The sequence below is a fragment of the Wolbachia endosymbiont of Tuta absoluta genome, assembly GCF_059414725.1.
The window spans coordinates 1-305 of the sequence record NZ_JBNRJY010000659.1 but is presented as its reverse complement, the minus strand read 5'-3'; the positions used below and the strand labels follow the sequence as shown (position 1 = coordinate 305).

General features: G+C 33.8%; 1 pseudogene. It reads left to right on the top strand.

Going from position 1 to position 305, the window contains the following annotated elements:
- Positions 1–210 (top strand): annotated as a pseudogene (locus ACJ5GX_RS07075) (hypothetical protein); the annotation flags it as partial.
- Positions 211–305 lie beyond the last annotated feature (95 nt).

Here is a 305-nt window from a genome sequence, read left to right as displayed (position 1 = left end):
TTTTTGTGTAAAGAACAAAATACATTAGAAAAACAGTTCGTTTATAAGCTAGTTGATTTTATCAATGATATTATTGCACTATTTACGGAAGGATATGTATGGATGGCAATAACATTTATTATAGTTACCGAGGGAAGAGGTAATTATTTGCCTCTCACAATGATCGATCCCGCTTTTTTGTTACAAGACAACTTTTGTGTATCTACCTAGTTAGGCATTAAGAACGGAAAAACGGAATTCTGACACAGAGAAATGTTACAGAAAATCTGTTTCCTATTGGGCAGGTCCTTGTTATGCTCTTGACT